Here is a 6,273-nt window from a genome sequence, read left to right as displayed (position 1 = left end):
GGCGGCGACAACGTGTTCGCGCTGGAGAGCTGGCGGATGGCGGACCTCCTCCGCCGCGGCAGGCTGGTGGAGCTCCGTCGCTACCGCGCCGCTCGCGGCTACAGGGGATGGCGCAGCTTCGTCGATACCTGTCTGCGCCCGGCGCTCCCGCTCCGCCTGTTCGACGCCATGGAGCACCTGCTGGACAGGCGCCTCTGCACGCGACCCTACGAGCGCCCGGTGCCCCCGTGGATCTGCGTGGACGGCGCTACCCTCGACAGGGTCGTCGAGAGTGATCGTCGGGACTACGCGGCCCGCATCGTTCGCCGCTATCCCACCATTTCCATGCAGCGACATGCGTGGAACCTGATGGAATATGCACATTCGCGCGGGTGCGCCGCGTCGTTCGACCTCAACCGTGACGAAGGGCTCGAGCTCCGCATGCCGTTCTATGACCGCCGGCTCGTGGAGTTCGCCATGTCACGGCCGGATAGCGATTTCAATCAGCCGAACGATTTCAAGGTCCTCCTCAAGCAGGCCGTCCGCGATCGCCTTCCGGATCGAAATCGGACCTTTCTCCGTGGCGGAATGAAGACGGGAACGGGCTTCGGTATCCTGCGCGCTCGCTGGCGGAAAGACACCGAGCGCTTGCTGGCCGATCTCAATGCCGGTCCCTGGGTCAGCCAGGAGGCAGACGTCGTCGATAGCCAGGCGTTCAACGACGTCTTTGGCCCGGACGGGGTGGTCCGCTGGTCGTCCTCGGTCGACGTCTCCCTGACGATACTCTGCGAGGCCTGGCTGCGAGCGTACCTGCGCCCTTCCAGCGGCGTTGCGGACCCACGACACGCGTTGCGCTCCGGGAAGATCGGCCCGGCCACGGAACCCTCGGCGATCGCAGAAGATGGGATGGGACCGTGGGTTTCTGAGACGGACCCGGGTGGTGCATGGCTTGCTAGGTGACGCCCCCGGCTGGATTGCTCGCCGTGGCGCGTCGCGCCACGATCTCTCCTGGGGCACCAGGAACTACCGTATACGGAGGTAGCCGATGTACGAGAAGCCTCAAGTGGTTCCGTTCGGTTCGTTTCGCGAGCTGACGCGAGGTGGTGGCTGGGCCTTTGATCTGGACTGGGGCGCGGACAGCATCAAGGAGTTCTTCCTTCACGAGAACGAGCCGGATCATCCGACCACGTCCTGATTCTCGAGCAGGTGCGGGGTGGCGGTCCGGGACCGCCACCCCGGATGGTATTGAATTTCACCGCCGCAAGCTCGGCGGTTTCTGTTGCCACCTCAATCGGGTTCTCACGTGAGTCAGCGGCTGCCCTTCAAGAGCCCCACCGTCATCTTCCGTCCTATGGAGGATGGGGGAGTGCTCTTCTGCTCGCGCAGCGAGGCCTATTTCGGCCTGAGCCGCGTGGGGGCGAAGATCTGGGAGATGTTACCGGATGCCAACTCCTCGGTCGCGAACAGCTTCGACGAGTTGATCCGCTCCCTGCAACAGACCTATACGGGCGTCGATGCGGAAACACTCATCGCAGACACGCGCGAGTTCCTGGAGAGGATTGGAGAGCTCGAGCTGACCGTCGATGCTCCGGCTACGTAACTCCGCCAGACGGCTCCGCAAGCTCCTCGCAAGCGGACCGGCCGTCTGGTGGCTCATGCTGCGGGCCCAGGTGGAGCTTCTCAAAGCACAGCGCCTGGTGCGTCGGGTCCCGCGGGGAGAGTTGCTGGCCACGCTCGCGGGGCGCCACAGCCAGCCGGGTGCGCAGCCGCCCGACCTGCAGCGGGCCGAAAGGATCGGGCTCGCGGTAGAGCGCGTCGCGCGCTTCGGGATCGGCCGTCCCCTGTGTCTCGTTCGTTCCATCGCGTTGCACGAGATGCTGGAACGCGCCGGGCTCACCGGATCGCGTATCCGCATCGGCGTGCGTATGGGCCCCCGCGGCTTCGAGGCGCACGCCTGGGTCGAGCTGGCCGGCCACGTACTGGGCGACGAGCCGACCTACGTGGAGCGTTTCAATCCCCTCGCCGATCTCTCCGCTGTCGATCGCACCATCCCCTTTGCGACCGCGGGGCTGTGACCACGTACTACTATTCCGCCTGCGGGTCGCGGCTCAGCTCGACGATCCCGCTTCCGGAGCTGCGCGAATGCCCTCCCGGCCCCGTCCGCTGGGCCTTTCGGGTAGTGGACGAGCTGCCCGAGGCGGAGGACGCGGAGCTGCTCGGGGAGGAACACATCTACGGAGAGGTCCACGCACGCCTCTACCGCCATGCGGCCGGGCACCGCATCACCATCGATGATACCGGTTGCTACGATCTGCTTCCTTCCGGCGATATCTGCTGGCTTCCGAACCCGGAGCCCTGGTGGGACTTTGGCCGCAATCACCTGATCGGGCGCGTTCTGGCGACCTCCCTCCAGCTTTCGGGGGTGACGACGCTGCACGCCAGCGCGGTGGAAACAGCCAGTGGCGTAGTCGCGTTTCTGGCGCCCAAACACTTCGGAAAGTCCACCCTGGCGCTGACGCTCTTCCGGGCGGGCTGCAATTTCGTCACGGACGATTCACTGCCCGTCGTCACCGACGGCGAAGTTCTGGCGCTCCCCGGCATCCATAGCCTGCGGGTGAGGCTCGAAGACGGCGCACCCTCCTTGGAAGGAACCCCGGGTCGGGACGGAAAGCTGTCACTCCCTCCCTTTCCCGTGGATCAGGTGCTTCCGGAGCCGGCACCTCTTGTCGCGGTCTACCTGCTGAAGCCGCAGCGAGCGGATGCTTCGCTGCCGGCGGTGAGTCGCCTGCGCGTGCCTCCCATCATCGCGTCCATGCGGTTGGTGGCCTACTGCAAGATCGCGGGGATGCTGGGGAGCGGTTTCGCCGCCGACCTCCTCACCGCGACCACTTCGATCGCCGATCGTGTGCCCGTGTACGAGCTCCGGCTCGTCCGCGATCTGGAGCGGTTGCCGGACGTGGCCGAGCAACTGCTCGGCTGGCACGGAGGACAGGTGCGGGCGCCGGCGATGGCGGAGTGACCCGATGAGCACCGCCCCGATCATCGAGATCAGCGGGCTGGAGAAGCGCTTCCTCCTGCAACGAAGCTGGAGCGACCTGATCCGCCGTCCCTTCGCCAGCGACGTGCGGGTCGCCCTCAGCGGGATCGACCTCACGGTACAACGGGGCGAGTGCTTCGGCGTCCTCGGCCAGAACGGCGCAGGTAAGTCCACGCTTTTCAAGATCCTCGCGACGCTGGTGCTCCCGGACAGGGGTGTCGCACGGGTCGGCGGCTTCGACGTCACCAGGCATCCCGAAGAGGTGCGCCGCATCCTGATCCCCGTCATTCCCGCCGAGCGTAGCCTCTACTGGCGTGTTTCCGCGGAGGAGAACCTGCGGCTCTACGCGGAGCTGTATGGCATCCACGGGGCTGAAGCGCGACGAAGGATCGGCGAGGTGCTGGAGCTGGTGGGCCTGGAGGACGCGGGGCGCAAGCAGGTGGGTCTCTTCTCCTCGGGCATGAAGCAGCGGCTCCTCATCGGACGCGCTCTGCTCGGCCGTCCCGAGGTGCTACTCCTCGACGAGCCCACGCGCAGCCTCGATCCGATCTCTGCCCGCGAGCTCAGGTCATTTCTGCGCCGGCAGCTCAGGGACGTACGCGGGACCACGATTCTGCTGGCGACCCACGACCACGAAGAGGTCACCGAGCTCTGCGACCGGGTCGCCGTGCTCGATTCCGGCAGCCTGCTAGCTGTGGGGCACACGGAAGAGCTGCTGTCCTCCTCGCGAGCCCGGATCTGCTCCCTGTGGACGACCGACGGCGCACACCCCGCGCTCGAGGCCTGTATCAGCGCGTGCGGCGGTCGCTTGCTGGGGGTTGAGCCGATCACACTGGGCGACGGCAGCTGCTGGGACCGCGTGCGCATCGAGGTACACACCGACGAGGCAGGCGCGGCCGAGTTGCTCGAGCGCCTCGTTCGAACCGGAATCTCCGTGTCCCGCTTCACCAGAGACGATCTATCCCTCGCCGACCTGCTCGAGCGGGTACGGTCGGCGAAGATGGATCGGCGGGAGACCCTGGTCGCATGAGACGCATCCTGGCGCTGATCCGCATACACTGGCTCACGTTCACGAGCTACCGGCTGAACGTGGTGTTCTCGATTGTCGGAACGCTGACCACGCTGGTCCCGGTCTTCCTGATCGGGCGCGCGCTGCAGCCGGTCGTGGCGGACTCGATCGCCAACGAAGGTGGGGTCTACTTTGGCTTTCTGGTGACGGGGCTTGCCGCGATGCAGCTGGTGGGAGTCAGCATTCGCTCGATACCCGCTTCGATCTCGGGAGGCATCTCCTCCGGCACGCTGGAGGCGTTGCTGGCGACGCCTGCTTCGATGCCGCAACTACTCGCCGGAATGACCGGATACGGTATGCTCTGGGCGACCGCCAAGGCGGCGACCCTGATCCTCGGCATCGTCATCTTCGGCGGGGCGATCGCCCTCAAGGGCCTACCGCTCGCGATCCTCATCCTCGTGCTGCTCGTCCTGGCGCACCTGCCGCTGGGCCTCCTGCTCGCTTCCGGAGTCCTCGTCTTCCGAACCACCGGTCCGATCGGCCCGACAGTGATGGGCGCCTTCGGCCTGCTCGGGGGTGTCTACTATTCGACGAGCGTGATCCCCGAGGTAGTTCGGCCGCTGGCGAGTCTAGTCCCACTCACCTACGGGCTCCGGGCGTTCAGACGAGCTCTGCTCTCCGGCGATTCTTTCTCGGCAGTTGCCGTGGATCTGGGAGTGCTGGCTCTCCTCGCGGCCGTGCTCATGGTGGTGGGCCTGGCCGCATTCCGCTGGAGCCTTCGCTACGCGCGCCGCACCGGGACCCTTTCGCAGTACTGAGCGAGCTTTGACTTCGCCGTCGCAATCATCTGCCCGGACCGGGTTTCCGATCCGGGCAGCCTCTTGATCGGAGAGCGGGATGGAGGCACGGACAGGCAGGAGGTCGCGTTGGCTCGGCGCGGGCATCCTGCTCGTCGCGGGGGTGGCCATTGCCACGGCTACTCTGTCCGGCTCGGATGGAGTCGGTGGGAATTCCGGCTCCGGGGGTCTCTGCCTCCTCGCCTGCGGGTCGCGGGGGCTGGCGGACGTGATCGCCAACCTGATCCTCTTCCTCCCGCTCGGAGTGGGCCTGTGGATGCTGAGCGGGCGGGTTGATAGACCCGCTCTGATCGGCATGGGTGTGTCGATCGCGATCGAGCTCGCGCAGCTCTCGCTGATCCAGGGCCGCGACGCCAACCCCTCGGACGTGATCAGCAACACGGCGGGGGCCGCGCTGGGGGCGCTGCTGGCGCGATGGTGGATCTCCTCGGTCCCTCGCAGGCCCCGTCCTGGCCGATACTCCCTGGTGACGGCGGCAGCGGCGCTCATCGCGGTCCTGGCTGCTACCGGTCTGCTCTTCTTTCCCTCCCTCCCGGCCGGGCCGTACCGGGTCGAGTGGCAGAACGGCTCGGAGCGGTACGGAGCTTATCAGGGTGATATCTCGCGGGCGGCACTCGGCAATCGGGCGGTGCCGATCCACGGAGGCATCCTGACCGATCGACCCGGCGATCGCCTGGATGCCGGCGAGCCGCTGGTGGTCACCGTGCGGAAGGCGGCCGGGTACGCGGGTCTCGAGCACCTGCTGAGCCTGGAGCAGGGGGAGAAAGACGTCCTCTTCCTGGGAATCGACGGCGGCGACGTCGTCCTGCGCTACGAGACCTGGGCGACCCGGCTCCGCCTCGACACGCCCTCCGTGCGGCTGGAGGACGGCCTGGCGAACGTCGACGTGGGGGATACCGTGTCGCTGGTCGTGCGGCGATCGGGTAGTGGCTACTGTGTGGAGGCCATGCAGCGCCGCGCCTGTCCACAGAACACCCTCGCCAGCGGGTGGAGGCTGATCCACAACATCGAGTACATTTCCAGGTGGGCCCTCGTGCGGATGAACTCCGTCTGGCTCTTCCTTCTCGCCCTCCCGCTGGGCCTCTGTGCCCGACGCGACACCTTCTCGTTGCTGGTGGTGGGTGGAACCGGCGCCGGCGTGGTGGTGCTCACCGCCCTGCTGGCCGCGGCACCGCTGTCGGGGCTGGAATGGATATTCGCAGTCCTGGGCCTGACCTTCGGATGGCTCCTGGGCGCCTGGAGAAGACTACCCCAGACGTGGGTTTACGTGAAGGCCGATGAGTAACGAACAGACAGCTCTGGAACTCCCGGTCGGGAACGCGCAGAGAGCCCCCGGTGCCCTGCGGCGGCTGCGACGGCTCGTCGGGAAGGGGCGGCACGTCCCCGCGCGG

Annotated in this window: 8 protein-coding genes; all 8 read left to right on the top strand. The window is 67.0% G+C overall.

What is annotated here, in order from left to right; genetic code table 11:
- Window positions 1-939, top strand: a 939-nt coding sequence (locus tag VF167_10725) for an asparagine synthase-related protein (protein HEX6925901.1), incomplete at its 5' end; no start/stop codon positions are given.
- Window positions 940-1,024: 85 nt separating this feature from the next.
- A complete protein-coding gene (locus tag VF167_10720; GenBank protein ID HEX6925900.1) occupies window positions 1,025-1,174 on the top strand; it encodes a lasso RiPP family leader peptide-containing protein in 150 nt (49 codons plus the stop codon).
- A 108-nt stretch (window positions 1,175-1,282) separates the two neighbouring features.
- Window positions 1,283-1,579 carry a PqqD family protein gene (locus VF167_10715; GenBank protein ID HEX6925899.1) on the top strand — a complete coding sequence of 99 codons (297 nt, stop codon included), beginning with the start codon at window positions 1,283-1,285 and terminating at the stop codon, window positions 1,577-1,579.
- Entirely contained in the window at window positions 1,563-2,054 is a 492-nt protein-coding gene (locus tag VF167_10710) for a lasso peptide biosynthesis B2 protein (GenBank protein HEX6925898.1), read from the top strand. The genes VF167_10715 and VF167_10710 overlap by 17 nt, the downstream gene beginning before the upstream one ends.
- Window positions 2,051-2,998, top strand: coding sequence for a hypothetical protein (locus VF167_10705; protein HEX6925897.1), 948 nt, complete (start codon window positions 2,051-2,053; stop codon window positions 2,996-2,998). Before VF167_10710 ends, VF167_10705 begins: the two co-directional genes overlap by 4 nt.
- A 4-nt stretch (window positions 2,999-3,002) precedes the next feature.
- Window positions 3,003-4,046: an ABC transporter ATP-binding protein gene (locus tag VF167_10700; GenBank protein HEX6925896.1), complete on the top strand. Its 1,044-nt coding sequence runs from the start codon at window positions 3,003-3,005 to the stop codon at window positions 4,044-4,046.
- Window positions 4,043-4,843, top strand: coding sequence for an ABC transporter permease (locus tag VF167_10695; protein ID HEX6925895.1), 801 nt, complete (start codon window positions 4,043-4,045; stop codon window positions 4,841-4,843). Before VF167_10700 ends, VF167_10695 begins: the two co-directional genes overlap by 4 nt.
- A gap of 79 nt (window positions 4,844-4,922) precedes the next feature.
- A complete protein-coding gene (locus tag VF167_10690; protein HEX6925894.1) occupies window positions 4,923-6,167 on the top strand; it encodes a VanZ family protein in 1,245 nt (414 codons plus the stop codon).
- Window positions 6,168-6,273 lie beyond the last annotated feature (106 nt).

The sequence above is a fragment of the Longimicrobiaceae bacterium genome (assembly GCA_036375715.1).
In the GTDB taxonomy this organism is placed as follows: domain Bacteria; phylum Gemmatimonadota; class Gemmatimonadetes; order Longimicrobiales; family Longimicrobiaceae; genus DASVBS01.
This window is presented reverse-complemented; position numbering and strand designations above follow the sequence as displayed.